The organism is Agathobaculum sp. LCP25S3_E8, assembly GCF_052117165.1.
Classification (GTDB): domain Bacteria; phylum Bacillota; class Clostridia; order Oscillospirales; family Butyricicoccaceae; genus Agathobaculum.
The window spans coordinates 1-1,267 of sequence record NZ_JBQKJR010000144.1 but is presented as its reverse complement, the minus strand read 5'-3'; the positions used below and the strand labels follow the sequence as shown (position 1 = coordinate 1,267).

The 1,267-nt window shown below is 52.8% G+C and carries 2 protein-coding genes; one reads left to right on the top strand and one right to left on the bottom strand.

All coding sequences use genetic code 11. The features are described from left to right. Positions 1–6: 6 nt before the first annotated feature. Positions 7–849, bottom strand: coding sequence for a sigma-70 family RNA polymerase sigma factor (locus tag ACTQ34_RS17960; RefSeq protein ID WP_441364962.1), 843 nt, complete (start codon positions 847–849; stop codon positions 7–9). A 262-nt stretch (positions 850–1,111) separates the two neighbouring features. Here ACTQ34_RS17960 and ACTQ34_RS17955 point away from each other — a divergent pair. Further along, positions 1,112–1,267: transposon-encoded TnpW family protein (locus ACTQ34_RS17955; RefSeq protein WP_441364963.1), on the top strand; the 156-nt coding region annotated here is incomplete at its 3' end.

Below are 1,267 nucleotides of genomic sequence, written 5' to 3'. Positions count from 1 at the left end.
CAATTATCAGGGGCGGTTTTTCTTTTTTCTGCGCTTGGTCTTGTTCTCCCGCCGGATCACGGCATCCTTGCCCTGTTTCTTTGCGATTTTCGAGTATTCCTCCAAAAACTGACGTTCCCGCAAGGTCAGGCTATGTTCCGGTTTGCCGCACAGATGGTCATACATCTGGCGCTGCAATTTTTTGTGGATGGTTTTCCGCAGCTTTCGGATGTTGCGGTCAGACTGCCCACGCACAGCGGCAAGCCGGGTAGAGCTGTATAGGCGCAAAGAGAGAAAATACAGAACTTCCTTGTGTTCCTCGCTTAGTTCCTCCACCATGCGGGAAATAAAGGGATCAGCGGTCAGGTTGTGCATCTCATAAGGGCAGTCAAACAGGATGTCCAGAAAGTTTCCGGCCATCAGCTGCCGGTATGCAGGGGTGTTCATCCATCGGGGAATGAGCTTCGGTTCCGGCACTGCCTGATATTCCAGCGGCACATCCCCACGGAGGTTTTCGTGGTCCCGTTCCCGGCGCTCCCGGTTCCGGTCCAGCTTGTTCCATTCCTCCACCACGGATCGGAAATCTTTTTCGGTGCGGGCAGCTTCCTCCAGCCGACGCATGGCCTCGGCCCGAATCTCCCGTTTCAGCCGCTTTTCGCTGACCGGGGCGGATTCTTCTTCCTCGTTTTCCAGCTCCGCTTCATAGTCGATGGGATGCTCGTCCTGCTCCAGCTCGCTTTCCAGCTCGGCCAGACGTTCTTCCGCAAGCGCCTGTTCCAGCGTTTCTTCCGCCCCTGCGCCTGTCCCATCGTCCCATCCGGTGAAGCCACCCTCGGTATCCAGAAGCCCGTCATCAGACAGATACGCCATGACCCCACCTCTTTTCAAAAAAATATTTTGCGATTTTTCAAAAATGGTTCCGTTTTGCACCCCGGATTCCTCCTATTAGTGAAAGAGTAATCTAAAAACAAGTTACTTGGGTTACATTTGCTCGTTCACGCAGGAGAAAGGGGGCACTCGCCATGTACAGGCTCAACACAAAAAATGAGTAACACAATCGCAGGTTACAAAAAACGGAACTATAACAACAGTATACACCGGATGCGCCGAAAGCGCAAGAAAGAGAGGTTCTATGGCAGATGAAAACGCCGTGTTTCTGACTCGGCACATTGGCAACACCACCTATAAAGTTCGTGTCTACCTCAGCGAAACCGCCGAGGAAACGATGGAAGATAAAATTCTGCGGCTGATCCGCAATGACGGGCTGGCAAACCAGCCGGAATGTGGT

What these genes read in the sequence shown, in the direction of transcription:
- ACTQ34_RS17960 (WP_441364962.1), bottom strand. Translation starts at nt 849, where the DNA reads ATGGCGTATCTGTCTGATGACGGGCTTCTGGATACCGAGGGTGGCTTC.